A 6,332-nucleotide genomic window follows, 5' to 3' on the forward strand; every position below is an offset into this window, starting at 1 on the left:
CTTATGTTGCCTAATAGACTCTCATTTTCAAATTAAAATCACAGCTTTATTTAATATAATATTCTTCACTATAACTTAAAGCTTTATTATTTAAAGAAACTTGTCCAATTTTTATTTTCTTTATCTTTTCAGGAAATTCTTTTGATTCTAATGAATCGGAACCATTAAATACTGTTTCTATTTCCTTACCATCCACAAAAACTTTACTGGCATCAGTAAAATTCTCTCCTTCTATTTTTAAAACACCATTTTCTACATAAGCATTTTTAATTACTACTTGATCTAATCCTAATTGTAAACTAGTTTTTTCATATGGATTATTCCCTCCATATATATATTGTTTTCCAAATAATATATCATATTGCAGTAGTTTTAGCTTATTATCATATTCCTCATTATCCATATATGTGTTGTGTAATGAGGCTATGTTTCCACCATCAATACCTAATTTATCTAATACATAACTTGATAACTGATATGCTTTTAAATCTTTGTTTTTTTTATCTAACCCCATATTGTCCCACATGAAATATTCTGTGTTGTACATATTTCCATCTTCTAAACCTTCTCCATTATCAATTAACTTTAATGAAGGCAAATGATCAGAAAATCCAACCACAATAGTAGGCTCATTTAATTCTTCTAAATAATCTACCAATTCTCTTACATAAGCATCTGTATTCTTCAACCTATTAATGTAGCACTGAAGCTCGTCCTTACTTTCTTTATCTACATTACCATCAGTTTGAAAATTATATTCATCATATTCATAATTGTTATACGCTCCATGTGTCTCAACTGTTATATTATATATAAATTGAGGTTTTTCACTTTCTAAAAGTTGTTCTATTGGTTTCATATTAATAACATCTCTTGGATAGTAGTCCTCTACACTATTTTCCATATATTCAAATGGTACAAAATTCTCAAACCCCATATTTCCAAAGGTTTGATTTCTATTATAAAAACTTCCATAAAAGTTATGCAAAACACTAGTATTATATCCGTTGTCCTTTAGTCCATAAGCTATACTTTCAACTGATTGTTTTTTTAATATATCATTATTAGGTATTGTTCCAACTTTAAGATTTGAAATAGCTAACCCTGTTAAAACTTCAAATTCTGTTTTTACAGTGCCACCACCATATGTAGGTACTGTAAGAGCGCCACTTGAATTCTCATTTAGAAGCTCTCTTATATTGCTCATAGGATCTTCATTAAACTCTACATTATTTAATCTATAAGGATCAAATACAGATTCTAACTGCATTATTATTATATTTGGTGTCTTATTATTTGAGTTGTCAACATTTTCATTATCAGATATCTTCTCAGCTATCAACGCAATTTCTTCTTTATTATAATTTGAAGGTTTTATATTTTGTAATCCTGAGGCAGTATTTACAAAAGAATACAAAAAACCATTTTGCATATAACTAGCATTTAGATCCCATAAAATAGTTTCCATATCTCCACCTTTTACACTTATATTTATACCTATAAATGATACAACAGCTAATGGAACTATAATCTTTATAAGGTTACTTAATCTTTTAATTTTCTTATTTCTATGTTTTTTATCAAGTTTCCAAACTAAAATACTAAGTATTATCATAAATAATATTATGGAACATATGCCTATTATAGATTTCATATTTACATATTGATCCATTATTGACATTCCATCTTTTACACAATACATATCTGCCGTTGTTAAAGGGGTACCTCTAAAATTCCAAATATACCTATTAGCTCCCCCCAATATAATTAAAGTTATAATTATTATTGAATATACAAACCTTTTACTTTTAAATAAAAAGGAAATTGATGTAACTATAAATATTAACAAACAATTCACCATATATGCAATTAAGTTTTCATCTATAAATTCAATTACTTTTGATATTGATCCCCTTTGTAAGAACTCTATAAAAAATACACATAAGAAGTTTATAACAATATATAAACTTATATTTTTAATTTTTTGCCTTTTACTTTGATCTATTTTTTCCATTATTTTAAATATACCATATGGCAAAATACATGAAAGAACAAATGATAAAATCATATATTTTATTAAGAAAGTGTCCTTGTGTATATGAATATTAAATTCATTTAATGATAAAATTTTGGTATTACCTCTTACATTTACGATTAAGAGATTTATTATGTTAATTATAAATGTAAATATACCCGTATTTAAAACAATTTTAATTATAGATTTTTCTTTTTTTAAGCTTAAATAGATACTTGTTGCTATTATTGCTGGAAAAAGCATCACAACAAAATTTATTCCCATTCCCTCACCCTTTACTAATCTTTAGTTTAGATATTTTTTGAATATGCCTTATTTTACTTAAATGTTAAAGTACTTTCCTACTTTCAATAATATACAACGAATCCTCACCTGTATTAATAAGATATTGTTACTGATTATTAAATTAATCTAAATCCAATGCTTTTTTTACTATTTTCGAAAATTTTTTATATTTTTTTTACACAAACTAAATCTTTTCCTGTGTTTTATTATACTTGCTCCGCATTTTATGTCAATATTGCATTGTAAACATAATATGAACAACCCCCAGATAAAGTAATTGTTACTATATTATTTTCAATATTTTTGCTTCAATTATTCTCAACAATAATAGTTACAAATGACTTCATTAAGTATTGCACAAGAAAAAAGGCTGCGCCCTTTTTTAATTGACAATTGAGAATTGACGATTGACGATTGACGATTATTGTTGGAAGTCACAGACTTCCTAAATATAAAGTTGAAGGTTGAGAGTGGAAAGTTGAAAGTTCAGGTTGAAAATTGATATTTTAGGATTAAAAATTTCTATAATTTCCCATACAAAAACAAAAGTACAATCTCTATTGAGATTGTACTTTTGTTTTTGAGAATCATTTATATTATACTTAAATTTTTTACTCTTTAATGTTTAAAAGCTGTTTTGTGTGTTCTGCTACCATTTCTGGAGTAACATCTTTTCTTCTTGCAACTCCTGTATCTATAGCTGCTTTTGCTACTTTTGCTGCTACCATTGGGGCTATTCTTAAATCGAAAGCTTCTGGTATAACATAATCTGCTGTTACTTCTTCTTCTTTTATTATTCCAGCTATAGCATATGCTGCTGCTATTTTCATTTCATCATTTATTTCACTTGCTCTAACATCTAGTGCCCCTCTAAAAATTCCTGGGAAAGCAACTACATTGTTAACTTGGTTTGGAAAATCTGATCTTCCTGTACATATAACTTTAGCTCCAGCTTTCTTTGCTACATCTGGTAAAATTTCTGGATTTGGGTTAGCCATTGCCATTATTATAGCATCCCTATTCATTGACTTAACCATTTCTTCTGTTACACAATTTGCAACAGATACTCCTAAGAATACATCTGCACCTTTTAATGCCTCTGCTAAATTACCTTTTACTAATTCGTTATTTGTAACTTTTGCTATTTCATCTTTATATTTATTCATTCCAGCTGGTCTGCCTTCATATATAGCACCCTTACTATCACATAATATTACATTCTTTGTTCCCATGCTTAAAAGAAGTTTTGTAATAGCTGTTCCTGCTGCTCCAGCTCCGTTTACAACTATTGTTAAGTCTTCAAATCTCTTATTTACTACTTTTAATGCATTAATAAGACATGCTGCTGAAACAACTGCTGTACCATGTTGATCATCATGGAATATTGGAATATTTGTTTCCTTTTTAAGTCTTGTTTCTATTTCAAAACATTCTGGAGCTTTTATATCTTCTAAGTTTACTCCACCAAATGTTGGCTCCATAAGTTTTACTGTTTCTACTATCTTGTCTACATCCTTTGTATCTAAGCATATTGGGAAAGCATCAACCCCTCCAAAAGCCTTAAACAATACTGCCTTACCCTCCATAACTGGAAGTCCTGCTCCTGCTCCTATATCACCAAGTCCTAATACAGCTGTTCCATTAGTTACAACTGCAACCCAGTTTCCTCTTGATGTATAATCATATATAGTTTCTGGATTTTTATTTATTTCTAAACAAGGTTCTGCAACTCCTGGTGTATAAGCCATTGTTAAATCGTCTTTAGTCTTAACTGGCACTTTACATTGTATTGCTATTTTACCTTCATAATCCTTATGAAATTTTAAAGCTCTGTCTCTTAAGTTACTCATTTTTCTCCACACTCCTTAATTATTTTACAACTTTTAAGTTTCCTACTATTCCTGGTTCTGTCATTGAGAACGCATCTAGTACATTATTAAGTTCTTCCTCATTTAATAAACCTTCTTTAAGAATTAATTTTCTTACAGGTTCTTTTGTTTTTATTGCAGTTTTGGCTATTTTAGCTGCTTCTTTATATCCAACATATGGACATAATGCTGTAACTATACCTACGCTATTCTCAACTAATTCTCTACATCTCTCTTCATTAGCAGTTATTCCTACTATACAGTTATTTATAAAAGTATCTATTCCATTTGTTAAAGTTTCTATTGATTGGAATAAATTGTAGAATATAACTGGTTCAAAAGCATTTAATTCTAATTGTCCTGCTTCCGCTGCCATTGATATTGTAACATCATTTCCTATTATATTAAATGCAATTTGACTCATTACTTCTGGTATTACAGGATTAACTTTACCTGGCATTATTGATGAACCATTTTGTTTTGCTGGAAGATTTATTTCTCCAAATCCAGTTCTAGGTCCTGATGACATAAGTCTTAAGTCATTTGCTATTTTTGATAAACTAACTGCACAAGTTTTTATTGATGATGATGCATCAACAAAACCATCTACGTTTTGAGTTCCATCTACTAGATCTTCTGATTGAGTTAATTCTATTCCTGTAACAACTGAAAGATTTTTAACTATATCCTCTTCATATTTCTTATCGGCATTTATACCTGTACCTATAGCTGTAGCTCCTAAATTAACTATTTTTAATTCTTCCCTAGATCTTCTTATTCTCTTTATATCTCTTTTTACAACTGAAGCATAAGCCCCAAATTCTTGTCCAAGCCTTATTGGCACTGCATCTTGCATTTGAGTTCTTCCCATTTTAATAACATGGTCAAATTCTCTTGCTTTATCACTAAGTGCACTTTGAAGTTCTTCCAATTTTCTTATAACTTTATCAAGTAATTTTATTGCTGTCAATTTTCCTGCTGTTGGTATGATGTCATTAGTGGATTGTCCCATATTCACATGATCATTAGGATGAACTATACTATAGTCCCCTTGCTGTCCACCTAAAATTTCTATAGCTCTATTAGCTATTACTTCATTTGCATTCATATTCATTGATGTACCTGCGCCACCTTGAATAGAATCTGTTATAAATTCTTCATGTAAATTTCCATTTATTATTTCATCTGAAGCTTGTACTATTGCGACTTCAATTTTTTTATCTAAAAGTCCTATTTGTCCATTAGTTATTGCAGAAGCTTTTTTTGTTTCTGCTAAACTTTGAATAAATTCTTTATTTAATTTATTCCCTGTTATTCTAAAATTTTCAAAACCTCTTAAGCTTTGAACTCCATAATATGCATTTTTAGGAACCTCTCTTGATCCTATAGAATCACTTTCAACCCTAAAATAAGTTTCTTTTCTTTGTTCCATAGTAAATCCCCCTATATATTTAAGTCTTTTAATCCCTTATATTCTTTTTTTGTTATTTACTTCTTGTCTTCATTCTAGTCCTTTTTGAAAGTAAAATCAACAACTTTTGCAAGTTTTATTTCATGCAAGTTTTATAATTTTATATTTATGCAAGTTTTTCATTAATTGTTATTCATTTAAACCTTATCAAACAACACTTTTATTGTGAATATTTGAAATTTCGGTTCCATTTTGAATAAAACATGAATTATATTGACTTAATTTATGCAAATTTCCAACACCAATTTCATTCATTTTTCTTAAATATTATGAATCTTTTAAATTAATAGTATAATTTTTAACAATTTTACAATTCTAAAATAACCTTGTATTAATCTAATCTTCATATATCCATAACTCTTTTCATTTAAAATCTTATTATAGAATTTAGACCTATTTTATTGCTCCTTACTTTACAAATCACTATCATTACTAATATTTCAATTTTTTTTCAAGAGTTAGAATCCCCCTAAAAGTTATCAAATTAAAGTTACAACTTGACCCTTGTTTGTCACTTACCAAGGTTATGATTTTAATTAGGCAAATTCCAAAAAACAACAAGTCAGTATTCTAGTCTATTTTGACTTGTTATTTTCTTTCATGTGCCTTAAATTCATGATATACTATAATCTAAATATTAGGTACATTCACAAAAATAACAAGTCTGTATGCT

The 6,332-nt window shown here is 28.3% G+C and carries 3 protein-coding genes; all 3 read right to left on the bottom strand.

Annotated elements, in window-relative coordinates; genetic code table 11:
* Positions 1 to 46: 46 nt before the first annotated feature.
* The 3 genes from BM119_RS02910 to BM119_RS02920 all read right to left on the bottom strand — a co-directional run bounded on the left by BM119_RS02910 (position 47) and on the right by BM119_RS02920 (position 5,620).
* Positions 47 to 2,299, bottom strand: a complete 2,253-nt coding sequence (locus BM119_RS02910) for an LTA synthase family protein (protein ID WP_090038734.1) — start codon at positions 2,297 to 2,299, stop codon at positions 47 to 49.
* Between the two features lie 632 nt (positions 2,300 to 2,931).
* Positions 2,932 to 4,170: an NAD(P)-dependent malic enzyme gene (locus tag BM119_RS02915; RefSeq protein ID WP_090038736.1), complete on the bottom strand. Its 1,239-nt coding sequence runs from the start codon at positions 4,168 to 4,170 to the stop codon at positions 2,932 to 2,934.
* Between the two features lie 19 nt (positions 4,171 to 4,189).
* Positions 4,190 to 5,620, bottom strand: coding sequence for an aspartate ammonia-lyase (locus tag BM119_RS02920; protein ID WP_090038738.1), 1,431 nt, complete (start codon positions 5,618 to 5,620; stop codon positions 4,190 to 4,192).
* Positions 5,621 to 6,332 lie beyond the last annotated feature (712 nt).

The sequence above is a fragment of the Clostridium frigidicarnis genome (genome assembly GCF_900111985.1).
Classification (GTDB): domain Bacteria; phylum Bacillota; class Clostridia; order Clostridiales; family Clostridiaceae; genus Clostridium_Z; species Clostridium_Z frigidicarnis.

Bases quoted from the DNA above. Each gene is read 5' to 3' on its own strand.
- BM119_RS02910 (WP_090038734.1), bottom strand. From the start codon at position 2,299: ATGGGAATAAATTTTGTTGTGATGCTTTTTCCAGCAATAATAGCAACA.
- BM119_RS02915 (WP_090038736.1), bottom strand. From the start codon at position 4,170: ATGAGTAACTTAAGAGACAGAGCTTTAAAATTTCATAAGGATTATGAA.
- BM119_RS02920 (WP_090038738.1), bottom strand. From the start codon at position 5,620: ATGGAACAAAGAAAAGAAACTTATTTTAGGGTTGAAAGTGATTCTATA.